The organism is Cucumibacter marinus DSM 18995, assembly GCF_000429865.1.
GTDB lineage: Bacteria > Pseudomonadota > Alphaproteobacteria > Rhizobiales > Devosiaceae > Cucumibacter > Cucumibacter marinus.
In genome coordinates, this window is the sequence record NZ_AUCR01000001.1 from 162,406 (window position 1) to 185,972 (window position 23,567).

Consider the following 23,567-nt stretch of genomic DNA (forward strand, 5'->3'; position numbering starts at 1 on the left):
ATGGCCCGCGCCCAGCCACAGGACGAGACCCCGCAACGCGAATATGACGAGATTCCGGGGGTCACGCCGCCTGAGCAGACCCGTGCGCTGTTCGGCCATGCCACAGCGCGCGATGCGGTGCTCGACGCTCACCAGGAAGGCAAGTTGCATCATGGCTGGCTGGTGCATGGTCCGCGCGGGATCGGCAAGGCAACGCTGGCATTTGATCTGGCCCGATCGCTGTTGGCCCGCAGTTCGGATCAGTCCGCGGAAGTGGTCAGCGAACAGATCGCACAAGGCGCGCATCCCAATGTGACGCTGCTGCGGCGCCGGCCCAATCCCAAGACCGGCCGGTTCGGGACGCAGATCACCGTCGACGATGTGCGGCGGGTGAACAGCTTCTTCCATCATTCCTCGGCACGGGCAGGGCTGCGGATTGCCATCGTGGATGCGCTGGATGACCTCAACCGCAATGCGGCCAATGCGCTGTTGAAAACGCTTGAGGAACCGCCGGCGTCGAGCCTGTTCATCCTCATCGCCCATCGGCCGGGCACCGTGTTGCCCACGATCCGGTCGCGTACGCGCAGCCTCAGCCTGCAGCCGCTCTCGCCTGAGGATACTGAGCGGGCAGTGACCGCGCAGACGGATACGGACGACACCGGCGACCTCGAACACGCGCTCTCGCTGGCGCATGGCCGGCCCCGCAAGGCCTTCGAGGTGTTGCGGCTGACCGACAGCGCCGCGCTCGACGCGCTTGAAACCTGGTTGAGCCATGCCGAGCGGCATTCCGGCACCGATCACCTCGAGATCGCGGCGGCGCTGACAGCCAAGCGCGACAGTGGCGGGTTTCACCTTGCTCTCGAGCGGATTGCCGACTGGCTGGCCGCCGAAACGCGGCATGCGGCGCTGACAAGGGCAGGGGGCCGCTGGCGGCTTGAAAGCCTTCTCGCGCTGTGGGACAAGGCGCAGGCTCTGGCTCAAGAGCAGCAGATCTATAATCTCGACCGCCAACAGACCCTTTTGACCATACTCGACGATGTCCGCACTCTGCCGCGGGCCGAATGAAGCGAATCCGATCCATGTCCAAGCCCGCCTATTACATCACCACGGCTATTCACTACCCGAACGGCGCCCCGCATATCGGGCATGCCTATGAGATGATCGGGGCTGATGCCGTTGCCCGGTTCAAGGCGCTGGACGGGTTCGATGTGTTCTTTCTGACCGGCACGGACGAGCACGGCATCAAGATGGTGCGCACGGCTCAGGACAAGGGCATCACCGTGCAGGAACTGGCCCAGCAGAATTCCGAGCGGTTCAAGGAGCTGGCTGCGGCGGTCAACATGTCCAATTCAGACTTCATCCGTACCACCGAGGAGCGCCATTACAAGGCGAGCCAGGATATCTGGCGGCGGATGCAGGCCAATGGCGACATCTTTGAAGGCACCTATGCCGGCTGGTATTCGGTGCGCGACGAAGCCTATTACGACGAGAGCGAGCTCGAAGCCGGCGAGGATGGCGAAAAGCTGTCGCCGCAAGGCACGCCGGTCGAGTGGGTCGAGGAAACCAGCTATTTCTTCCGCCTGTCCGCTTTCGCCGATCGGCTGATGGCGCATTACGAAAAGAACCCTGATTTCATCGGTCCGGCCTCGCGCCGCAATGAAGTGATGAGCTTCGTGAAGGGCGGGCTGTTCGATCTGTCGATCTCGCGCACGACCTTCGACTGGGGCATTCCGGTGCCCGATGCGCCCGAACACGTGATGTATGTCTGGGTCGATGCGCTGACCAACTATCTGACGGGCGTCGGCTATCCGGATACGGAATCGGAGAGCTATAAGCGCTATTGGCCGGCGGACGTGCATGTCATCGGCAAGGACATCATCCGCTTCCACACGGTCTATTGGCCGGCCTTCCTGATGTCGGCGGGGCTGCCGCTGCCCAAGCGCGTCTATGCCCACGGGTTCTTGACCAGCGAAGGCAAGAAGATGTCCAAATCGCTGGGCAATGTGGTTGATCCCTTTGATCTGCTTGGTGAATTTGGCACCGACCCGGTGCGCTACTATTTCCTCAGGGAAGTGAATTTCGGCAATGACGGGGACTACACCCGCGAGCGCTTTATCAATCGCTGCAATGCCGATCTCGCCAATGATTTCGGCAATCTGGCCCAGCGCTCACTGTCGATGATCGCCAAGAATTGCGAGGGCAAGATCCCCGAACCCGGCGCGCTGACAGATGAAGACCAGGCCTTGCTTGATGCTTGCGTCAACGCGATCGGCAAGGCACGGGCCGCAATGGACCGTCAGCATGTTCATGATGCTGTCGCAGCGATCTGGGATGTGGTTGCAGACGCCAACCGCTATTTCGCCGGGAAGGAGCCCTGGGCGCTGAAGAAGACCGATCCCGCGCGCATGCAGACCGTTCTTTATGTCACGGCAGAAGCCATCCGGCGCCTCGCCATTCCGGCGCTGGCGATTGTCCCGGATTCGGCGGGCCGGATCCTCGATTTCCTCGGGGTGGCTGAAGGCGCCCGCACGATCGCGCATGTTTCGGACGAGGCCAAATTGGTGCCTGGCACCGCGCTGCCGACGCCCGAACCGGTCTTCCGCCGGCTCGAGAAGGACGACGCCTGATCATGCTGGTCGACAGCCATTGCCATCTCGATTTCGACAGCCTTCAATCCGATATCGAAGGCGTGATGGCGCGCGCCAGAGAGGCTGGCGTCGAACGAATGGTGACGATCTCGACGCGGATCAAGCGGTTCGACGAGATCACGGCCATCGCCGAGCGGTTCGAGAATGTCTACTGCTCGGTCGGCACGCACCCGCACAATGCCCATGAGGAACTCGATATCGATGTCGAGGAGATCGTGAGGCTGTCGGCGCATCCCAAATGCGTGGCGATTGGCGAAGCCGGGCTCGACTACCACTATGACAACTCGCCCCGTGACGCACAGGAAACCGGATTTCGACGTCACATTGCAGCGGCCCGGGAGACTGGTTTGCCGCTCGTCATCCATGCGCGGGAAGCAGACGACGACGTCGCCGCGATCCTTGAGGAAGAAACAGGGAAGGGGGCCTTCCCCTTCGTTTTGCACTGTTTCTCATCGGGGCCCGAACTTGCGAAACGCGGCCTTGCCCTTGGCGGCTATGTGTCGTTCTCCGGCATTGTGACCTTCAATTCCGCCAAAGCGGTGCAGGAGGTCGCCCGGACCGTGCCCGCCGACCGCATGCTGGTCGAAACCGACGCGCCTTACCTGGCGCCGGTGCCGCATCGGGGCCAATCCAACGAACCGGGGTTTGTGCGCAACACGGCCGAATTCGTCGCCAAGCTTCGTGACATGGCGTTCGAGGAACTCGCTGAGACGACGACGGCCAATTTCGACCGTTTGTTCGCCAAGGCGGCGCGATAACATGGTTGCGCCCGACCGGATCACCGCGCGCATTCTGGGCTGCGGATCGTCCGGCGGCGTGCCACGTATCGGCAATGACTGGGGTGATTGCGACCCCAACAATCCCAGGAACCGCCGCAGGCGCTGTGCGCTGCTGATCACGGGCGAAAAGGATGGCGGCAAAACTCGCGTCCTGATCGACACCGGTTGCGATATCCGCGAACAATTGCTCGATGCCGGCGTGTCCGAGGTCGATGCCGTTTTCTACACCCATGAACATGCCGACCACACGCATGGGATCGACGATCTCCGCGTGCTGGCGCTCAACAGTCGCCGCCGTGTCGATGTCTATTATTCGCGCGCCACAGAAGTCCGCATGCTGGCGGCCTTCGGCTATTGCTTCGTGTCACCGCCCGAGAGCGACTATCCGCCGATCCTGAATGCGAACTATGTAGAGGACGGTGAAACCGTTTCGGTCGAAGGCGAGGGCGGGACACTCGAACTCACCGCCTTTACCCAGAGGCATGGCAATATCGACTCGCTGGGATATCGAATCAAGAACCTCGCCTATTCTTGTGATATCAATGGCTTGCCATCCACTTCTATACCGACACTTGAGAACCTTGAGACTTGGATTGTCGATGCCTTGCGGCCCACGCCGCATGTCAGCCATTTCTCGCTGCCCGACGCCTTGCACTGGATCGACCGCGTCAATCCTCGGCGGGCCATCCTGACAAACATGCATATCGATATGGACTACGAAACCGTACTCCGAGACACGCCAGACCGTGTCGAACCGGCCTATGACGGTATGGAAATAGCGATCAAGGGCTAGGCCGGCCGGTGTGAAAACGGGGGGCAGGGGCCCTTCCCGCTTTCTTTTGCTGATCTGCATGCTCGACGCCCGACAAGCTTCATTTTATGAAAGCCTGAGATAAACGGCGCCGGGAACCACATGGATCTGCAGACCTTCAAAGCAACATTTCCGGATATCCGGGTTCATCTTGACTGGGCCGCGGTGCATGAGCGCGGCCACGAGATCCAAACCACGGTTCTGACTGATCCGGCTGAACTGGGTCAGGTCTATTCCGCATTCCAGGAAAGTCTTGGGCGCCTCGATCCACACTTCCTGCATTGGATCCTGACCCGGAAGATCACGCTCGCAGAGGCCATGCTGCGGTTTCATGAACTGCCAGACAATGTGCAATCAGACATTGAGCTCATGCGACAGGAATGCTGCGCAGCAGCAGAGCCGGTTCGCCTGGACGTGCCGGCATGCAGATTGCCGCGGAACGGGTTTTATCTGCTGGATGGCAATCATCGCTGCACTGCGGTGCTGATGAGTGGTCGCGCCTTTGAGGTGAAGCTGCACGTGATTCAGGGAGCGGAGCACGAGCCCATTTCGCCGGATATCGGCCGCTGCCGTGAGCGGCGGCTACCATCCCGCATAACCAAAAAAGTTCCATAATATATATTATGCGAATCCGTTATGTGAGGAGGTTGACGTGTTGGGCCGGCCTTTGAGACGGATGCCAATCCCCTGCCGGACGCTCGCCGGTGCCAGCAAAGCCTGCAGACCGCGACATCCACATTCCACTCGACATCAACGATGCGTCGCGTCTCGATATGGTGACCGGCATCCGCCGGATTCGTTTCACCGCAACCGGAGCGCAGCGCATGCCCTATGTGAACATTAAAATCACTCGTGAAGGCGGACCTACCGGCACCGGACCGAGTGCCGAGCAGAAAGCAAGGTTGATCGAGGGCGTCACGGCTTTGCTCCAGGACGTGCTGGGCAAAGACCCGAAAACGACCGTTGTCGTGATCGATGAGGTTGAAATGGACAATTGGGGCATCGGCGGGCTGCCCGTCGATGATTTCCGGAAGCAGTCGAGCTAGAACTCTGTCAGGACGTGACGGCTGCGTGGCGTGACTTGCACCGATTTGCAGCATCGCATAGGACCGGAGGATCGCTACTCCACCGGGATTTACCCATGCCGAGCACCATCCAACCGTCCCGCGATCTGTCGCGGCTCATCGAGATCATGGCGGCACTCAGGGACCCCGAAACCGGCTGTCCATGGGATCTCGAGCAGGATTTCGCGTCGATCCGGCACTACACGATCGAGGAAGCCTATGAAGTTGCCGACGCCATTGAGCGTGAGGACTACGCACATTTGCGCGAGGAGCTCGGTGATCTGCTGTTGCAGCCCATCTATCATGCGCAGATGGCCAAGGAAGATGGGCTGTTCGACATTGGCGACGTGATCTACGCGATTACCGAGAAACTGATCCGCCGCCACCCACATGTGTTCGGCGACGTCGAGCGCACCGAAGCCTCAGGTGCCAAGGCCAATTGGGAAGCACAGAAGGACAAGGAGCGCGCTGCCAAGTCGGGCGGCAACGCCGCACCGCCTTCGGTGCTCGACGATGTGCCCAACGCTCTGCCCGCCCTGACCCGTGCCGAGAAGATCGGCAAGCGCGTGGCCAAGGTCGGTTTCGACTGGAATTCGCCCGAAGGCGCCGCAGCCAAGGTGCGTGAGGAACTCGATGAAGTCGCCGCCGCAGCCGAAACCGGCGACCGCTCACATGTCGAAGAAGAGATCGGCGACATGCTGTTCTCCGCCGCCCAGCTCGCCCGCAAACACGGGGTCGACCCGGAGGCTGCGTTGCGCGACGCCAATCTCAAATTCGCGCGCCGTTTCCATCACGTGGAAGCACGCTGCCGGGAAGACGGTATCGACATCGGAACCGTCGGCATCAGCCAACTCGAAGCCTATTGGGGCGAAGTCCGGGCCGCCGACAAAGACGCGAAATCACGCTGAATCAAGCGGATGTCTTACTCAAGGAAATGTCGTTAAATTTCGACAGAAATTGAGCAATTTCCGATTGTGGGACCTTGACGTGCAAATCGCTTCCGCCATCGTCCCGGTTTTGGCGTTCAATCACTTCCGCATGGTCGTAGAGCCAACTCAGGCGGCGTCCGTCGCTGACCGGAAGCGTCATCCAGTAATCCCGGCTGGCCCCGTCGAGAGTTTCTTCGATGGCGGAAAACAGGGTATCCATGCCCTCCCCGGTCAAGGCTGACACATCGACAATGCGGGTGTCACCGGACGCAGCGTTGCGCAGAGCCTGAACCCGCTCGGGATCCATCAGATCAATCTTGTTCCAGACCTCGATCATCGGCGTTGTCGCGGGGTCGACCCCCAGATCACCAAGGATCTGCATCACGTCTTCCGCCTCGGCGACCGTACTGGGGCTCGCCAGGTCTCGCACATGCAAGACGATATCGGCCTCAGTGACTTCCTCGAGCGTCCCGCGGAAGGCAGCGACAAGGCTCGTGGGCAAGTCCGACACGAACCCGACGGTGTCGGTGAACAGGACCTCCCTGCCCTTTGGCAGGTTCGCCCTGCGTGCCGTCGTATCGAGAGTGGCAAAGAGCTGGTCCTGCGCCACGACGCCGGCCGATGTCAGCCGGTTGAACAAGGTCGATTTGCCGGCATTGGTGTAACCGACAAGCGCGATGACGGGCATGCGCGCGGCCTTGCGAGCCTTGCGCTGCTCGCGCCGTTGGCTGGCGATCTTGTCGATGCGCTTTTCGAGCACCAGGATACGTTCCTGGAGCAAGCGCCGGTCGGCTTCGATCTGGGTTTCACCCGGGCCGCCGATGAAGGACTGCGCGCCCCTTTGGCGCTCAAGGTGGGTCCATGAGCGGACAAGCCGCCCTTTCTGATAGCTCAGATGGGCCAGTTCGACCTGGAGCACACCTTCCCGCGTGGCTGCGCGTTCACCAAAGATTTCAAGGATAAGCGCGGTTCTGTCGAGCACCTTGGCGCCTGTCTGGCGTTCGAGATTGCGTTGCTGGACCGGGCTCAATTGCGCATCGATCAGCAACAGCTCGATCTTGTCGTTTTCAACAAGGTCGTGCAGCCGCTCGACTTGCCCGCCCCCGATATAGGTCGCGGGCTTGACCATCTTGACCGGCACGATTTCGGAAAAGGCGATTTCGAGACGGATGGCGCGCGCCAGCCCCTCGAATTCAGCAAGACGCGCCTCGGCGCTGCGCGCCGCGGCCTTGTCTCCGGTGTCGGGGCAGATGAGGCCGGCACGGGTTGGTGCAACGCGCCGGTCAACAAAGGTTTTCGGGCCGCGCTTGAGGGAAAAGCCCTCGTCTTGCGGCTGGTTATGAGACGGAGTCAGTCGTTTTGGTCCTTGTCGCCACCATCGGGGTCAAAAAGCTGGATCGGCGCGCCTGGCATTATCGTCGAAATGGCGTGCTTGTAGACAAGCTGCGATTGCGCGTCCCGACGCAACAACAGGCAGAAATTGTCGAACCAGGTAATGACACCCTGAAGTTTTACACCGTTGACCAGAAAAACGGTCACCGGAACTTTGTTCTTTCGGACGTGATTAAGAAACGCGTCCTGTAAATTCTGATTCTTTTCACTGGGCATTGGGCGGCCTCTTTTCGGTGCGAGCCGTTCGATTCGGCTCTGTTTTTATGACGTCCCCTCAGCGCCTCGTACCGCAGCCGGGTTGCGCCATGACGCATATCAGTGCCACTTAACAACGGTTGTATGACACAGTTTACCTGTACTTTGTAGTATCTTGGCGACGACTACCACTCGGCGCGCGCCGCAACCGCCAGGATCACCAGCATCTCGATGCGCCCTGCAAGCGCAACCAGTGCAATGGCCACTTCAGTCGCCGGATCCGGTACCGGTCCTGCGAATTCAGCGAGGCCAATGCCAACAACCCCTGCTATCGAACTTAGGGAGCCAATGGCCAGAGACAAGGACCCTTCGAGCGAATAGCCGATAATCGCAAAGGCGAGAGTCGCCAAGGCAACGGTCAGCAGGAAGACAAAAAAGAAGCTCCAGATCGACCGGATATTGACGAAATCCTCGGCATTGCCGCCGGACCTTCCAGGGAGCACGGCATGTGGAAAAACGAGCTGTCGCGTCTCGTGCAGGGTGTGGGTCAACATGGCACCGACCCGAAACATGCGCAGACCGCCGCCCGGAGAATAGCTGCCCGCCCCCACCGTTGCGAGGATCAGCACCAGCAATAGCGGCATGGAGAAGCCCAGGCCCGGTGTGTGCACGATGCCGGAAGTGCTCAGGATCGATGCCGCGTCGAACAGGCGGCGCACGAACACATCGATCACTGAACCGGTGACGGGATTGATGCCAAGCAGGGTGATCAGTGTCGTGAGAACGGCAACCCCCACGACAACTCCGATGAAGGCATAGCTTTCCCTATGCTGGCCGAGCAGCTCAACCCGCCGGCTGAGCAGCATATTGTGCCAAAGGATCGATGTGCCACCGATGATCATGAACAGCACCATGACGAGTTCGGCGGCCTTGTTGTTGAACACCGATCCACCCGTTGCCAAAGGCAGATAGCCATTGGTGGAGAGTGCTGAAAACCCGGCAATCACCGCACCAAGCGGTGGCACGCCGGCAACCATCAGCGCCACGGCACAGGCCAGGGTGAAGGCCGCATAGGGTACGAAGATCTCGCCGGCCGTTCGCACCAGGCGCGGATCACGGCCGCTCTTGGAGTGCAGGACGAGCCGCAGATTGCGGTTGGGCAGGCCGCCGACGCGATAGGGCGCGAGCACATAAATGATGATGATCAGGGCCAGAAAGCCGCCATACCAGGCGGTGATCGCTCGGAACACCATCATGGCCGGCGCGGGCGTGGCGCCATCGGCCGCCCCGAAACTGACTCCGAGCGTGACGAGCGCCGAAACCGCCTCAAAAAAGGCCGAGGTGAAGTCGTGCCGTTCAACGATGAGGATCGGGAGCATTGCGGCAATGGTCATCACCGCCCAGGTCACCGAAACCAGCGAGAATGTCTGTGCGCGAGAGAGCGGGCGCATGCGGGTCTGCAGCGCCCAGAAGACATTCACGGCCACGAAGATGTAGGCGAGCGCGCTCAACCCCAGCCCTTCGGCGCTTCGCCAGTCGCCGGCAGCGAGCGCTGCAACCAGCGGCAGCAGCAGCGCGACGGCGTAGCCGGCGAGCGCTGCAGAGGCGAGGACGAAGGTGGTGGGCATCGCCAGGACCTCAGAAGAAGTCGATGCTGACGCGGAACATCTGCTCGACCTGTCGGACGGCAGAGGCGACTGCGAAGACGATCACGAAGTCACCTGCCTCGACACGGACATCGCCGGAAGGCAGCAGCACCTCCCTGCCCCGGATAATGGCACCGACGCGCACGCCGGCGCCGAATTCGAAATCTCTCAACGGGCGGCCGACCAGCGGCGAGGTTTCGAGCGCTTCGGCCTCGATGATCTCGGCCGCGCCGTTATGCAGTGTGTAGACGCCGCGGATGCGGCCCCGCCGAACATGGCGCAGGATCTTGGAGACCGTGACCGCACGGGGGTTGATGAACGCATCGACACCCAGCCGGCGGGCAAAGCGCGGATACTGGGTCTGGTTGACGAGCGCGATGGTCGAAGGGCAGCCCAGTTCGCTCGCGAGCACCGAGGACAGGATATTGGTCTCATCGTCATTGGTCAGGCCGAGGAACATGTGCGCGTCGCGGACGTCGACCTCGCGCATGATGTCTTCGGCCAGCGCATCGCCATAGACGACGATTGAATTGGACATGGTTTCGGCGGCGGCCTGGGCATGTTCGCGGCTGGCCTCGATGAGGCGGATCGAGACGCCCTGCCCCGATGCCTCGAGCTTCGAGGCGACATAGCGCCCGATATTGCCAGCACCGCCAATAACGATGCGCGAGGGAGACGGCTCGTCGCGGCCGAACAGGGCCAGGGTGCGGTGCACCTGGTCGCGCGAGACCGCCACATAGGCCTCGTCACCCGGCAGGATCTGGTCGCGCGAATGCAGCGCCAGTAGCTTGCCGTCACGGCGCACGCCCATCACCGTGGCGTTGAGGTTGGGAAACAGGTCTGTGAGCTGGTTGAGCGGCGTATCGATGACCGCGCAATCTTCCTTCACGTCGATGGCCAGCACGACAACCCGCTCGTCCTCGAAGGTGATGATGTCCGAGGCGCCGGGATAGGCGATGCGCTGCAGGATGATGTCACCGACCTCGACCTCGGGCGAAATGATCACGTCGATCGGCAGATGGTCGCGGGCGAACAGATTGCTCCATTCGGATTGCAGATAGCTCTGGGCACGGATACGGGCGATCCGGGTCGGAATGTTGAAGATCGAATGACCGACCTGGCAGGCGGTCATGTTGACCTCGTCGACCTGGGTCACGGCGATCAGCATGTCGGCGTCGCGCGCACCGGCCTGGGCCAGAATGTCAGGGTGCGAGCCATGCCCGTGAATGCCGCGCGCATCCAGTGTGTCGCGGATGCGTTGGACGAGTTCGGGATTGTTGTCGATGACGGTGACTTCATTGCCCTCGATCGACAGCCGCTCGGCAATGCCGTACCCGACCTGTCCCGCCCCTGAAATGATCACGCGCATGATTGTTGAACCTTTTGGCCTTGTTGCCAGTTGGGGATGGGATCAAAGACCGAGCGAGCGCAGCTTGCGGTGCAGCGCCGAGCGTTCCATGCCCACGAACTCCGCGGTCTTGGAGATATTGCCGCCGAACCGCTCGATCTGGGCGACGAGATATTGCCGCTCGAAGATCTCGCGGGCTTCCCGCAAGGGCAGGCTCATCAGATGCGTGCTCGCCTCGGCGTCGTCCATGGTTGGCAGCACTTCGCCAATATCGGGCGGCAGCATGGCGGCGGTGATCACCCCATCCGCGGGCAGATTGTCCCGCAACAGGATCAGCAGCCGCTCGACCACGTTCTTGAGCTGACGCGCATTGCCGGGCCAGTCCTGCGCCTGCAGCACGGCCAGGGCATCCTCGGAGATCGAGACCCCGGTCAAATTGTTCATCTTCGAGAGACGCTCGACAAACGTCGCGACCAGTTCCGGGATATCCTCGCGCCGCTCCCTGAGGGGTGGCAGGTGCACGGGAACCACGGCCAGGCGGTGGAACAGATCGGCGCGGAACTGCCCGGTCTCGATCAGGCGAGAGAGATTGGCCGAGGTCGAGGAGACCAGCCGCACATCGACGTCGACAGTGCCATGGCCGTTGACCCGTTGAAATCGGTTTTCAACCAGGGCCCGCAACAGCGACGCCTGGGCGTCGTCCGGCAGAACGGAGACCTCGCCAAGATAGATGGTGCCCCCATGGGCGCGTTCGAGCGCACCGGCGGTCACCTGCCCACCATTGTCCGTCTGGCGCTCCTCGCCAAACAGCGCGGTGGCGATGTCCTGCGGCGGATAAAGGGTCAGATTGACTTCGACAAAGGGACCGCTGGCGCGATGGGACATGTCGTGCAGGACGCGTGCGCAAAGGCTCTTGCCGGTGCCGGTCGCGCCCGAGATCATGACCCGTGAATTGCTCTGTGCAGTTTTTTCGAGCGCCGAGCGGATCTGGCCCATGGCATGGGAATTCCCGATCAGATTGGCCGGTCCCTCCCCGGTCTTTTCCTTGAGTTCGGCGACTTCGGACCGCAAGCGCTGGGTTTCGACCGCTCGTTGGGCGACCAGCAGCAACCGATCGATCTTGAACGGCTTCTCGATATAGTCGTAGGCGCCGCGCTTGATGGCGGAAACCGCGGTTTCGACGTTGCCGTGCCCTGAAATCATGACGACGGGAATGTCAGGATAGCTGGTCTGGATCGCATCGAGCAGCTGCAAGCCATCGAGGGAGCTGCCCTGCATCCAGATATCGAGAAAGACCAGGTTGGGCCGACGCGCGGCGATGGCCGCGAGCGCGCTGTCGGAGTCGTGGGCCGAGCGCGTGGCATAGCCTTCGTCTTCGAGGATGCCGCCGATCAATTCGCGGATGTCTTCCTCATCGTCGACAATCAATACGTCCAACGCCATCTACTTCTCCACGACGGCCAGCGCTTCGCTTGCGGCCTTCTCATGATCCTTGTTCGGGTCTTCGCCGCCCTCAGACGGCGTTTCGGGCGCGGTTTCCGCAGCTGCCCGCGGCAGGGTGAAGGCAAAGCACGCCCCTACCCGGCCGGATTCGTCCGGTTCTGAATCGAGCAGTTCGATCGTGCCGCCATGCTGTTCGATGATCTTCGAGACAATGGCAAGCCCCAGCCCGGTGCCTTTTTCCCGTGTCGTCATATAGGGTTCGAGCAGGCGCTGCCGGCTTTCGCCGGGCCACCCGACCCCATTATCAGATACCTTTACGCAAACCGAGCCGGGCTGTTCCTCGATCGACACGCAGATGTGCGGATCGGGAATTTGACTCATATCCGCACCTTCGATGGCCTCGGCGGCGTTCTTGATCAGGTTGATCAGGGCTTGCGACATCAGCCGGTCGTCAAACGGCACGATCACGGGCCCCTTGCCGATATCGGCGGTCACCTCGATCTCGGCGTGCCGCACCCCTTCCATGAACACAGCCTGGCGTACGGTTTCCGCGAGATCGGCGGGCTGGATCTGGGCGGTCGGCATGCGGGCAAAGGCCGAGAATTCATCGACCATGCGACCGATATCGCCAACCTGGCGAACGATGGTGGAGGTACATTTGTCAAAGACCTCGAAATCATCCTCGAGTTTTTTCGAATAGCGCCGGCGCAACCGTTCGGCAGAAAGCTGGATCGGGGTCAGCGGGTTCTTGATCTCATGGGCAATGCGGCGGGCGACATCGGCCCAGGCGCTGGTGCGCTGTGCGGCCACCAGGTCGGTGATGTCGTCAAGGGTGAATACGAAACCCTTGGAATCGGTCACCGTGCCCTCCCGCGTCGCGCGCACCTGATAGATACGCTCCTCGCCAAAGCGCTTGAGGGTAATCTGTTCCTGGATCTTGCCGCGCCGGGCATGGGCGGCCTTTTCGAGGAAAGTTTCCAGTTCGGGTACGGCTTCGCTCAAATGCATGCCGACGAGGTCGGGCTCGTTTGTGGCCAGGATGAGGCTGGCCCGGCCATTGAGGAGCGTAATGCGCCCGAACTGGTCGAGGCCCACCACGCCCGCGGACACACCCTCCAGCACCGCCTCGGTGAACTGGCGCCGCTGGTCCATGGTCTGGTTGGCCTGCAAGAGCGCCTGCCGTTGCGAATTGAGCTGCAGGGTCATGCGGTTGAACCGGTCGGACAGGTCGTGCATGTCGCCGGTCTTTTCGATCAGCGGCACCTGCACCTCGAGATCGCCTTCCGACACCCGGTTCGAGGCCACCATGAGGTTGCGGATCGGCGCCACGAGCCGGTTCGCAATGGCGATACCGACCCAGACCGCAGCAAGCAGCAGAATGACCGCGAGCCCGAAATAGAGAATGGCAAAGGTGAGCTGGAAAACCAGCCGGCTCGATTCATATTCGCGGTAGGCTGACACGTTCCGGTCCGTCAGGCGCATATATTCGAGCACTTCGGCATCGACCGGCCGGGCAACGAACAGATAGAGCCCCTGATAGCCGCGCAGTCCCACGATCCCGCCGATCAGATTGGTCCGGCCCGGTGAGATCAGCGTCGGCTGGCCGACAGTGACCCCACTCAGATCGCCCTCCGGCAATCCCGGTGTGGGCCCCGCCGAACTGGTTTGCGCGCGCATGACCACATTCTTGTTCCCATCGATGATCATGGCGTAAGGCAGCGCGCGCACCTGCACGATATTGGTGAAGATGCGCTGGAAAGTGGATTGGTCGCTCTCGAAGGTATTGCGTGCCTGCTCGAGTTCGGCGGCAACCCCGACGATATCGTCGCGCAGCACTTCGGCATGTTCGAGCATGTAGGAGCGCGCGATCAGGCGCGAGTTCTCGACCATCACCCGGTTGCGTTCGGAGAACCAGTAATCGAGCCCCTGATTGAGCGTCAGCGTTGCGACGACCGCGACCAGAAGCGCGGGCACTGCGGCAATGGCGGCAAAGGTGATCACCAGCCGCACGTGAAGCCGCGAGCCGGCCTGCTTGCGCACGCGCGATTGCACCAGCATCCACGCTTCGGTGATCAGCAGCGCAATCACCAGCAGAACCAAGGCGGCATTCACGGCCCAGATATAACCCCAGACTTCAGGCTCGGGGTCGAGCGGCGTGGCGCCCATCAAGACGAGGAAAGAGAAACCGGCCGCGACGACCGAGGCGGCGACGACGATGACGCCGAGGATGCGCAGCCCGCGATTCGTGGAGAAGAAGATCTGCCTGATCCGGCCAGCCCCGGGCGATGCGGACGGCGGCTGTTTCTCGCTGTCGGTCATGGATCGCCCAAGCCTTGTTGTCATTGGCGCATCAGGGGGTCGCCTGTCGCTACGCGCTATCTGGGACTCAAGCGCACGGAAAACACCGTAGAGTCGCCAATTTCCGGCAGGTGTTCAATAGGTTTGTTGCCAAAATGTGACAGTGTCGTGACCGGCCTCTAAATGGGCTGTTGTGCGAAGACCACTATCCGTCCCGGCGGGTCTGTCGAACAATCTCGATCTGATGGGCGGCGATCTTCTTGCGCAAGGTGTTGCGGTTGATGCCGAGAAGCTCTGATGCCTTGATCTGGTTGCCGCCGCAGGCGTTGAGCGCCATGGAAATCAGCGGCGCTTCGACGGTTGCGATCAGGTCCTGATGCAGTCCGGCTGGCGGCAGATCGGGCTGGTAGCGCTGGAACAATCCCGACAGATGCGCCTCGACCGCGCTCGTCAGGTCACCGGGGCTCGAACTGCCAGATGGCGCTGACGGTGCGTCGCCGACATTGAGTTCGGCGCGCACGATCTCGGGCGAGATGGTTTCGTCTGCATAAAGCGCCACAATGCGGCGAACGAGGTTTTCGAGTTCGCGGACGTTGCCCGGCCACTCATGGGCGCGCATGGCGTCGAGCGCGGCGGTGCTGAAATCGCGCGCCGGATCTCCCTCGCCCTGTGCTTCGGCGAGAAAGTGATTGGCGAGATCGGGAATGTCATCGAGCCGTTCCCTGAGCGGCGGCAGGCGGAGCGGCACCACATTGAGCCGATAGTAAAGGTCTTCGCGGAACAGGCCCTGACGGATGAGCTGGCTGAGATCGCGATGGGTGGCTGCGATGATCCGCACATCGGTGCGGATCGGCGTCCGGCCGCCGACACGGGTATATTCGCCTTCCTGCAGCACCCGCAAAAGCCGGGTCTGGGCTTCCATCGGCATGTCGCCGATCTCATCGAGAAACAGCGTCCCCTGTTCGGCCTGTTCAAACCGGCCTGCACTTCGGTTCGTAGCCCCGGTGAACGCACCCTTTTCGTGCCCGAAAAGCTCGGCTTCGATCAGGTCGCGGGGAATGGCGGCCATGTTGATGGCGACAAAGGGTCCATTGCGACGGCGTCCGAACTGGTGGAGCGCGCGGGCAACCAGCTCCTTGCCGGTGCCGCTCTCGCCATTGATCAGCACCGTCAGGTCGGTCTGCATCAACCTGGCAAGCGCGCGATAGATATCCTGCATGGCCGCCGAGCGGCCAACCAGCGGCATCTGTTCGGACTGCACTTCCCTATCGCCGTTCGACTTGCGCGAGGCGCGGGCATCGGCGAGCGCGCGTCCAACAATCGCGGTCAGCTCATCGAGATCGAACGGCTTGGGCAGATATTCATAGGCACCGGATTCGGAAGCCTTGATCGCGGTCATGAAGGTGTTCTGTGCGCTCATCACCACAATGGGCAGGTCCGGGCGGGCCTTGCGGATACGGGGCATGACATCAAAGGCATTGCCGTCAGGCATGGCGACATCGGTCACCAGAATATCGCCCTCGCCCCGGGACACCCAATTCCACATGGTCGAGAGATTGCCTGTCGGCATCACCTCGTAACCGGCCCGTGTCAGCGCCTGGTTGAGGACCATGCGGATGGCTGCATCGTCGTCGGCAAGAAGCACGGTCTGCGCGCTCATGCCTCTTCCTCCACCGGACGTTGCTCGGGTGCCCGTGAATCGGCGGCGAGCGGCAGCAGAACGCGGAACCGGGTATGACCGGGATGACTGGCGCAGTCGATCACTCCGCCATGGTTGCCGACAAACTTGGCGACGAGCGCGAGACCAAGTCCGCTGCCTGTGGTCTTGGTGGTGACGAAAGGTTCGAACAGATGCGGCAGAACGTCCTGGGGCACACCGGGGCCGTTATCCTCGACCACGATCTCGAGGGGCAGCGACACGCGTTCGGCGACACCGGGAACCTGGATGCGGATGCCCGGCCGGAAAGCGGTCGATATCGTAATCGTGGCTTTTTCCCTGTTTCCAAAGGCTTCCGCTGCATTCTTCACCAAGTTCAGGAAGACCTGGATGAGCTGATCGCGGTCGCCCATGACCGGCGGCAGCGAGGGGTCATAGTGTTCGACGATGTCGATGCCTCGCGCCACGCCGTTCTGCGCCAGAAGCTTCACGCGGGAGAGCACCGAGTGGATGTTGAGGGGTTCGGCTTCGAGCGGACGATCGTCGCCGAACTTTTCCATGCGGTCGACAAGCGAGACGATCCTGTCCGCTTCATCGCGAACGAGACGCGCCAATTCGCGATCGTCTTCGCCTGCGGACTGTTCAAGAAGCTGAGCGGCGCCGCGAATGCCGGAAAGCGGATTCTTGATCTCATGAGCCAGCATGCCGGCCAGGCCGATCACCGAACGGGCCGCGCCGCGCGAGACCAGTTGCCGGTCGATAGTGTCGGCGATCGTGCGCTCCTGGATCAGCACCGCCACAAGCGGCTCACCTTCCGCAAAGGGACTGGCATACAGGTCAGCCACCCGGTCCTCGCCGATGCGGATTGTGCCCAGCGACACCCGGTACTCGCTGGCGGGCGCTCCGCGCTCAAAGACGCGTGTCACCAGTGAGATCAAAGGCGAGTCGAACGGAATGTGATCGGTCAGCGACTGGCGCTGCAGGACAGTCGCCGAGGTCTTGAAGAAGCTCTCCGCCGCATAGTTAGCGTAGACAATGCTGAGATTGTCGTCACAGACCAGCACCGGCTGGGCGAGCGCGCGCATGGCGGCCGCTGCGATCTGGGTGTGATTGGTGTCGCTCATGCGGCGGTTCTTTCTGCCGAAGGCGAACCGGTGTCGGAGAACAGATCGCCGAGCATGCGCGTCACGACGGCGGGATCGTCTTCGGTCAAAACGGCCTTGCGTTGTTCCGCGTCGACATTGGCGGTTTCAGCCAGTGTATCGAGATACCAGCCGATATGTTTGCGGGCACACCGGACGGCGAGTTCGGGGCCATATTCGTCGCGCATCAAATCGTAGTGCTCGACCACGAGTGCTGCCAAATCGTCGCCTTGCGGCGCCGGTTTTGGTGCCCTGCCTGCCAACTGGTCAGCGATTTGACCTACAATCCAGGGCTTGCCTTGAGCGCCGCGCCCGATCATCGCCGCATCGGCGCCTGAGAGCGCGAGCGCCTCCTGGGCATCCTTGAAGCTCAGGATGTCGCCATTGACGACAAGCGGCACATCAATCGCGTCGCGAACAGCGCGGATGGGCTCCCAGCGGGCTTCACCCTTGTAGAATTGCTGCCGGGTCCGGCCGTGGACGGTGATCATCTGCGCGCCGGCATCGACGGCGCGACGCGCCATGTCAGGCGCATTGAGGTCGGCATCGTCCCATCCGAGGCGCATCTTGACCGTCACCGGCACCTTCACCGCCTTAACAACCGCCTCAACAAGGCCGATGGCGATATCGGGCACACGCATCAGCGCCGAACCGGCATAGCCGTTTGTCACCCGCTTGGCGGGGCACCCCATATTGATGTCGATTATTTCGGCGCCGGCATCCTCGGCAATGCATGCGCCTTCTGCCAGCCATTCGGCCTCGCAGCCAGCGAGCTGCACCATATGCGGCAGACGCGCCGGCTTGCCGAGGCGGCGATGCATGTCCTCGTGCCCGGTTGCAAGCGCAGCACTGGCGATCATCTCGGAGACCACCATACCCGCACCATAACGCTCGGCAATGCGGCGGAACGAGCGGTCGGTGATCCCTGACAATGGCGCCAGGAACGCATTGCCGGGAAAGGTCACGTTGCCGAGAGAGATTTCCGGGAGCGTCCGCTCCATATTTGCCTCAATTCTACGCAAGGGCACCTGATTGCCTAATTAATAGACAATCGCGATCTGCACATCAATGCGGCAGTTTGGCATTGGCGGCGCTTGCGCCGCTCGCGGCGGCTGCGTAAACCGGCGGGACCGAACAATCAAGCGACCATATGCCATGCCGCCGCCTGCCCAACCCTTTGCTGCCATTCTCGTTGCCGCCGGCTCGGGCAGCCGCATGGGCGCGGGCGACTTCCCCAAGCAATATCGCCCCTATCGAGGCAAACCGGTAATCCGGCACAGCATCGAGGCCTTTCTGGCCACTCCGGGGCTTGAAGCACTGGTCTGTGTCATCGCGCCAAACCATAGGGCGCACTACGACGCCCTCGGCCTTGACGATCCGAGGATTCTGGCCCCCGTTCCCGGCGGCGCCACGCGCCAGCAATCGGTGCTGGCGGGGCTGGAAGCGCTGGGGGAAACCGGCGTCCCGGTGGCCCTGATCCACGACGCCGCCCGCCCCAACGTCACGAAAGAGCTGATTGTGCGGGTCGCCGCAGAGGCGGGAGCCCGTGGCGGCGCCCTGCCCGTTCGGCCGGTCACCGACACCATCAAGCAATCCGACGACGGGGATCACGCCGGCCGGACACTCGACCGCAGCCGGCTGTTCGCGGCCCAGACCCCACAAGGCTTTGCGTTCGCTCCGATTCTTGACGCGCATCGCCGCGCAGCCGACGAGCCCGGTGAATTCACCGACGATGCGGCGATCGCGGAATGGGCCGGGCTTGCCGTGACGCTGGTTGAAGGCGAAGCCACCAACACCAAGCTGACCTATGCCGAGGACTTTCACGGCCAGGGAGACGTCACCATGGAAACCCGGATCGGAACCGGCTTCGACGTTCACGCTTTCGAGGCCGGGGATCACGTCACGCTTTGCGGCGTGCAGATCCCGCATGACGCCGCGCTCAAGGGGCATTCAGATGCGGATGTAGGGATGCACGCGATCACCGACGCCCTCTATGGCGCGTTGGCCGAGGGCGATATCGGGCGGCATTTCCCGCCCAGCGAGGCGCGATGGAAGGCTGCGGATTCCCGGATCTTTCTCGACCACGCCGCGAAACTGGTCGCCGGCAAGGGCGGTCGCATTGTCAATCTCGACGTCACGATCATCTGCGAAACCCCGAAGATCGGACCGCATGCCGAGGCCATGCGCCACGTCATTGCCGGGATCTGCGGTATCGCCGAGCACCGGGTGTCGATTAAGGCCACGACCAGCGAGCAACTGGGGTTCACGGGCCGCCGCGAAGGTATAGCCGCCATGGCGAGTGCCAGTATCGAGGTGCCGCGCGATGTTTGATGCCGAGACAACCGCTCTCGCCTCACGGGTGATCGACGCTCTCACTGCCCGGGGCATGATGATGGTGACCGGGGAAAGTTGTACCGGCGGACTGATCGCCGGGGCGTTGACCTCGGTTTCCGGTTCATCGTCAGCGGTTTACGGGGGCTTCGTGACCTATGCGAATGAAGCCAAGCGGGATTTCATCGGCGTGCCGATGGCACTGATCGAAGACAAAGGCGCGGTCTCCGAAGAGGTCGCGCGCGCCATGGCCGAAGGCGCGCTGAAAACATCCGGCGCCGATCTTGCGGTGGCTGTCACCGGCGTTGCCGGTCCCGATGGCGGCACACCGGACAAGCCGGTCGGGCTCGTGCATTTCGGCTGTGCGATCAAGGGTTTGACGATTCATCGTGAAGAGCGTTTCGGCGCCATCGGCCGGGAGGTCATCCGGGCAGAGACCGTCAAGACGGTGCTCAGGCTGGTGCTCGAAGTGCTCGATCAGGCGTAAAGCTCGCGGGCGCGGTCGAGAAAGGCCGCAATGATCTCTTCCTGCTTGGCCGCAAAGGCCGGCTCGGCGACCGCCGCAATGAGCGGGTTGGCGATGGCAAAGGAAATGTCGAAGGTCACGTGACATCCCTCCTCCGCCGGTACGAATTGCCAAAGGCTGTCGAGATGCGAGAACGGCCCGTCGATGGCGCTGGCGGCAATGGTCAGCGCCTCCGGGTTGAAGGTGACTTCACTCGTATAGGCCTGGCGCACCGGCCCGAACTGGATGCCCATCCGGGCATGCACATTGTCTTTATCGGCCCCCGGCGGCGACCAGACCTCCATGCTCGAGCAATTGGGCAGAAAGTCCGGATACGCCTTCAGGTCCCCCACCATCCGATACATCTGATCGGCGGTGTAAGGCAGGTGCTTGGCGAAGTCGATCTGTCTCATGCCCGTCCGAGCTTGGCCTCGCGGGCGGCGCGCAACCGTTCGAAATCCTCGCCTGCGTGGTGCGAAGAGCGGGTGAGCGGGCTGGAAGAGACCATCAGGAACCCCTTGGCGAAGGCGATCTTCTCGAAGGCCTTGAACTCATCGGGGGTGACGAAGCGCTCGATGGCGTGGTGCTTCTTGGTCGGCTGCAGATACTGCCCGATGGTCAGAAAGTCGACATCGGCGGAACGCAGATCGTCCATCAGTTGCAGAACTTCATTCCGCTCTTCGCCCAGCCCGACCATGATCCCGGACTTGGTGAAGATGGTGGGATCGAGTTCCTTGACCTGCTGAAGAAGCCGGATCGAATGGAAATACCGGGCACCGGGCCGCACCGTCAGATATTTGGACGGCACGGTTTCAAGATTGTGGTTGAAGACGTCGGGCTTGGCCGCCACGACCTTCTCGAGCGCGCCGGGCTTGCGCAGGAAGTCGGGCGTCAGGATCTCGATGGTCGTCTCCGGGCAACGCCGGCGCAGCGCCTCGATCACCTCGACAAAGTGCTGGGCGCCGCCATCCTCAAGGTCATCGCGGTCGACCGAGGTGATCACAATGTGCTTGAGACCGAGCTTTTCTGCGGCGATGGCCACGTTTTCCGGCTCGTCCGGGTCGAGCGGGGTGGGAATGCCGGTCGTCACATTACAGAACGCGCAGGCGCGGGTGCAGATCTCGCCCATGATCATCATGGTGGCGTGCTTTTTGGACCAGCATTCCCCGATATTCGGGCAACCGGCCTCCTCGCACACTGTGACGAGATTGTTCTCGCGCACGATCTCCTGGGTTTCCTTGTAGACCGGAGACCCCGGCGCCCTCACCCGGATCCAGTCAGGCTTGCGCATGATCGGATTGTCGGGCCGATGGGCCTTTTCGGGGTGCCGCGCACGCGGCGCGGCCTCGGTCGTGTCGATCAGGGTAACCACAAGGTGTTCCTTATCGTTGGCGCTCAGGCGATGGCCCGGGCAATGGCGACGACGATGATCGCACCGCCGGCTGCAACCACGATCTGTCTGAGCAGATCATGCTCGATGGGAATCTGGATGCCGAAATAGCTGACAATGAAGCCGCCGACAACCGAACCGAGCAGCCCGGAGATCAGGTAGCGGATCAACCCGCCCTTACCGCCAAGCAGCAGCCGGGCAACCCACCCGGCAACCAGCCCGATCACGATCCAGATGATGATTGAAGTACCGTCCATCGCCGGTCAGCCCTGGCGCAGCTTGTACTGGCGATAACCCCAGATCAGCGCGCAGGCACCGACGATGCCGGCGATGAGCTGAAAGATGATGTTGCCGCCATTGATCCCCAGAAACAGGGACATGATGAGGTTGACGATGAACGCACCGGCCACGCCGAGCACGACATTGATCACCAGGCTGTGGTCGGCTTTCATCAGCTTTTCAGCGATATAACCGGCGACCCCGCCGATAATCAGGGCCAGAATGAATCCCCACATGGTTCTTCCTTTCGCTTGAAGTCCATTAAGCGGCGAACCGCCCCCTATATATTGAGAACCCGACCATACGCATCAAGGACACTCTCCTTCATTGTTTCGGAAAGCGTGGGATGCGGGAAGATGGTGTGCATCAGTTCTTCCTCGGTCGTCTCCAGATTCATCGAGACGACGAAACCCTGGATGAGCTCGGTCACTTCCGGCCCGACCATATGGGCACCGAGCAGTTCTCCGGTCTTCTTGTCGAAAATTGTCTTGACCAGACCATTCGGCTCGCCAAGCGCAATCGCCTTGCCGTTGCCGATAAAGGGAAAGCGGCCAACGCGGATTTCGCGACCGGCTTCTTTTGCCTTGGCTTCGGTGAGACCGACACTGGCGATCTGCGGCTCGCAATAGGTGCAGCCGGGCACCTTCAGCTTGTCGGTCGGGTGGACACCATCAAGGCCGGCGATCTTTTCGACGCAGATCACGCCCTCATGCTCGGCCTTGTGGGCCAGCATGGGCGGACCCGCCACGTCACCAATGGCGTAGATGCCGTCGACATTGGTACGGCCATAGCCATCGATCTGGATGGTGCCACGATCGGTTTTTACGCCCAGCTCTTCAAGGCCGAGACCCTCGATATTGCCTTGCACGCCAACGGCGGAGATCAGCACGTCAGCATCAATCGACTGCTTGTTGCCATCCTTGCCCTCGATGTCCGCTTTCACACCGGATTTAGTCTTTTCGACCTTGGTCACCTTGGCGTCGGTGAGGAATTTCAGACCGCGCTTTTCGAACTGCTTGCGGGCGAGCGCGGCGATTTCCGCGTCCTCAACAGGCAGAATCTGCGGCAGTAGCTCAACCACAGTCACCTCGGCGCCAAGCGCGCGATAGAAGGAGGCGAATTCGATGCCGATGGCACCCGAGCCCATCACCAGAACGGATTTGGGCATGGTCTTGGGCTTCATGGCCTCGAAATAGGTCCAGATCTTCTCGCCATCCGGCTCGATGCCGGGCAGCACGCGCGGACGGGCACCGGTCGCGATAATGATGTGCTTGGCCTTGTAGGTGCCTTCCGGCAAAACCCCGCGCGGGGTCGGCACCTGCGGCTCGACGGCGGCCTTCTCCGTCTTTGAGACCTTGACCTCGCCTTTCTTGACGATCTTGGCCTCACCCCAGATGACGTCGATCTTGTTCTTCTTCATCAGCCCGTTGACACCCTGGCTGAGCTGGCCGGCAACCCCGCGCGAGCGCTTGACCACATCGCCGATATCGAAGCCGAACTTTTCTGCCGACAGGCCATAGTCCTTGGCATGAACCATATGACCATAGATCTCGGCAGACCGGAGCAGCGCCTTTGTGGGGATGCAGCCCCAGTTGAGGCAAATGCCGCCCATATGCTCGCGCTCGACAACGGCAACTTTCTTGCCGAGCTGCGCTGCGCGGATGGCCGCGATATAGCCGCCCGGTCCCGAACCGATGACCATGATGTCGTAGGTGTCTGCCATGATAACCT

23 protein-coding genes are annotated in these 23,567 nt (G+C 61.8%); 9 read left to right on the top strand and 14 right to left on the bottom strand.

The window, feature by feature from the left end; genetic code table 11:
* From G489_RS18580 to mazG, 7 genes are all read left to right on the top strand, one after another.
* A complete protein-coding gene (locus tag G489_RS18580; protein WP_035871117.1) occupies window positions 1-1,044 on the top strand; it encodes a DNA polymerase III subunit delta' in 1,044 nt (347 codons plus the stop codon).
* A 14-nt stretch (window positions 1,045-1,058) separates the two neighbouring features.
* Window positions 1,059-2,606 (top strand): methionine--tRNA ligase, encoded by a 1,548-nt coding sequence (gene metG, locus G489_RS0100915; RefSeq protein WP_029039921.1) that lies wholly within the window; start codon window positions 1,059-1,061, stop codon window positions 2,604-2,606.
* A gap of 2 nt (window positions 2,607-2,608) precedes the next feature.
* Window positions 2,609-3,385: a TatD family hydrolase gene (locus G489_RS0100920; RefSeq protein ID WP_029039922.1), complete on the top strand. Its 777-nt coding sequence runs from the start codon at window positions 2,609-2,611 to the stop codon at window positions 3,383-3,385.
* 1 nt (window position 3,386) lies between these two features.
* Window positions 3,387-4,199, top strand: a complete 813-nt coding sequence (locus G489_RS0100925; protein ID WP_029039923.1) for an MBL fold metallo-hydrolase — start codon at window positions 3,387-3,389, stop codon at window positions 4,197-4,199.
* A 120-nt stretch (window positions 4,200-4,319) separates the two neighbouring features.
* Window positions 4,320-4,832, top strand: a complete 513-nt coding sequence (locus G489_RS0100930; RefSeq protein ID WP_029039924.1) for a hypothetical protein — start codon at window positions 4,320-4,322, stop codon at window positions 4,830-4,832.
* Between the two features lie 209 nt (window positions 4,833-5,041).
* Window positions 5,042-5,263 (top strand): tautomerase family protein, encoded by a 222-nt coding sequence (locus G489_RS0100935; RefSeq protein ID WP_029039925.1) that lies wholly within the window; start codon window positions 5,042-5,044, stop codon window positions 5,261-5,263.
* A gap of 95 nt (window positions 5,264-5,358) precedes the next feature.
* Window positions 5,359-6,189 carry a nucleoside triphosphate pyrophosphohydrolase gene (mazG, locus tag G489_RS0100940; RefSeq protein WP_245578786.1) on the top strand — a complete coding sequence of 277 codons (831 nt, stop codon included), beginning with the start codon at window positions 5,359-5,361 and terminating at the stop codon, window positions 6,187-6,189.
* A gap of 1 nt (window position 6,190) precedes the next feature.
* Here the strand turns inward: mazG and hflX are convergent, their stop codons facing one another.
* The 9 genes from hflX to dusB form a co-directional block, all read right to left on the bottom strand.
* Complete coding sequence (gene hflX / locus G489_RS18585; RefSeq protein ID WP_081691321.1) at window positions 6,191-7,564, bottom strand: GTPase HflX; 1,374 nt, start codon at window positions 7,562-7,564, stop codon at window positions 6,191-6,193.
* Window positions 7,561-7,818 carry an RNA chaperone Hfq gene (gene hfq, locus G489_RS0100950; protein ID WP_029039927.1) on the bottom strand — a complete coding sequence of 86 codons (258 nt, stop codon included), beginning with the start codon at window positions 7,816-7,818 and terminating at the stop codon, window positions 7,561-7,563. The genes hflX and hfq overlap by 4 nt, the downstream gene beginning before the upstream one ends.
* A 164-nt stretch (window positions 7,819-7,982) precedes the next feature.
* Window positions 7,983-9,425, bottom strand: a complete 1,443-nt coding sequence (locus G489_RS0100955) for a potassium transporter TrkG (protein ID WP_029039928.1) — start codon at window positions 9,423-9,425, stop codon at window positions 7,983-7,985.
* A 10-nt stretch (window positions 9,426-9,435) separates the two neighbouring features.
* The gene (gene trkA / locus G489_RS0100960) at window positions 9,436-10,812 is read right to left on the bottom strand and encodes a Trk system potassium transporter TrkA (protein ID WP_029039929.1); all 1,377 of its coding nucleotides are present in this window, start codon (window positions 10,810-10,812) and stop codon (window positions 9,436-9,438) included.
* A 42-nt stretch (window positions 10,813-10,854) separates the two neighbouring features.
* A complete protein-coding gene (ntrX, locus tag G489_RS0100965) occupies window positions 10,855-12,234 on the bottom strand; it encodes a nitrogen assimilation response regulator NtrX (RefSeq protein WP_029039930.1) in 1,380 nt (459 codons plus the stop codon).
* Entirely contained in the window at window positions 12,235-14,553 is a 2,319-nt protein-coding gene (locus G489_RS18590) for a sensor histidine kinase NtrY-like (RefSeq protein ID WP_051332179.1), read from the bottom strand.
* 184 nt (window positions 14,554-14,737) lie between these two features.
* A complete protein-coding gene (ntrC, locus tag G489_RS0100975; protein ID WP_029039931.1) occupies window positions 14,738-16,192 on the bottom strand; it encodes a nitrogen regulation protein NR(I) in 1,455 nt (484 codons plus the stop codon).
* A complete protein-coding gene (locus G489_RS18595) occupies window positions 16,189-17,313 on the bottom strand; it encodes a two-component system sensor histidine kinase NtrB (protein ID WP_035871120.1) in 1,125 nt (374 codons plus the stop codon). Before G489_RS18595 ends, ntrC begins: the two co-directional genes overlap by 4 nt.
* Entirely contained in the window at window positions 17,310-18,332 is a 1,023-nt protein-coding gene (dusB, locus tag G489_RS0100985) for a tRNA dihydrouridine synthase DusB (RefSeq protein ID WP_029039932.1), read from the bottom strand. Before dusB ends, G489_RS18595 begins: the two co-directional genes overlap by 4 nt.
* Window positions 18,333-18,486: 154 nt before the next feature.
* On the opposite strand from dusB, the gene G489_RS0100990 reads away from it, so the two are divergent.
* Together G489_RS0100990 and G489_RS0100995 are read left to right on the top strand one after the other, a co-directional pair.
* Window positions 18,487-19,662, top strand: coding sequence for a bifunctional 2-C-methyl-D-erythritol 4-phosphate cytidylyltransferase/2-C-methyl-D-erythritol 2,4-cyclodiphosphate synthase (locus tag G489_RS0100990; protein ID WP_029039933.1), 1,176 nt, complete (start codon window positions 18,487-18,489; stop codon window positions 19,660-19,662).
* Entirely contained in the window at window positions 19,655-20,149 is a 495-nt protein-coding gene (locus tag G489_RS0100995; protein WP_029039934.1) for a CinA family protein, read from the top strand. Before G489_RS0100990 ends, G489_RS0100995 begins: the two co-directional genes overlap by 8 nt.
* On the opposite strand, the gene G489_RS18600 is transcribed toward G489_RS0100995, so the two are convergent.
* The 5 genes from G489_RS18600 to lpdA are packed head-to-tail and all read right to left on the bottom strand — an operon-like array spanning window position 20,140 to window position 23,559.
* A complete protein-coding gene (locus G489_RS18600; RefSeq protein WP_051332180.1) occupies window positions 20,140-20,580 on the bottom strand; it encodes a type II toxin-antitoxin system RatA family toxin in 441 nt (146 codons plus the stop codon). The two genes, G489_RS0100995 and G489_RS18600, sit on opposite strands and share 10 nt — an antisense overlap.
* The gene (gene lipA, locus G489_RS0101005; protein ID WP_029039935.1) at window positions 20,577-21,539 is read right to left on the bottom strand and encodes a lipoyl synthase; all 963 of its coding nucleotides are present in this window, start codon (window positions 21,537-21,539) and stop codon (window positions 20,577-20,579) included. The genes G489_RS18600 and lipA overlap by 4 nt, the downstream gene beginning before the upstream one ends.
* A 23-nt stretch (window positions 21,540-21,562) precedes the next feature.
* Window positions 21,563-21,814: a GlsB/YeaQ/YmgE family stress response membrane protein gene (locus tag G489_RS0101010; protein ID WP_029039936.1), complete on the bottom strand. Its 252-nt coding sequence runs from the start codon at window positions 21,812-21,814 to the stop codon at window positions 21,563-21,565.
* A 6-nt stretch (window positions 21,815-21,820) separates the two neighbouring features.
* The gene (locus G489_RS0101015; RefSeq protein WP_029039937.1) at window positions 21,821-22,072 is read right to left on the bottom strand and encodes a GlsB/YeaQ/YmgE family stress response membrane protein; all 252 of its coding nucleotides are present in this window, start codon (window positions 22,070-22,072) and stop codon (window positions 21,821-21,823) included.
* Between the two features lie 44 nt (window positions 22,073-22,116).
* Entirely contained in the window at window positions 22,117-23,559 is a 1,443-nt protein-coding gene (gene lpdA, locus G489_RS0101020) for a dihydrolipoyl dehydrogenase (RefSeq protein WP_029039938.1), read from the bottom strand.
* Between the last annotated feature and the right edge of the window lie 8 nt (window positions 23,560-23,567).